This is a genomic window from Deinococcus pimensis DSM 21231 (assembly GCF_000519345.1).
Classification (GTDB): domain Bacteria; phylum Deinococcota; class Deinococci; order Deinococcales; family Deinococcaceae; genus Deinococcus_A; species Deinococcus_A pimensis.
The window spans coordinates 11,593-11,861 of record NZ_KI912621.1; positions in this window are offsets into that span (position 1 = coordinate 11,593).

Sequence of the window (269 nt, forward strand, 5' to 3'; positions counted from 1 at the left end):
GCCTGCCCGCTCGTTCTGCCCTCAACATAATGAACCGGAATTCATGATATACTGGACGGGTTGAACGCGGTGGCTGGCAGGCCGCGTGGACAACGTCCCGACCACCGGTCCGAGCTCCGTCGGGCGTACGGGGGTTTCGTGCCCCGACGGGGCTCGGGGCTTGTGGAGTCACTGCCATGGAGGTTCTGTGACAGGCATTCACCCGGTCGACATCACCAAGGAAGTTCAGACCAACTTCATCAACTACGCCATGTCGGTCATCGTGGACC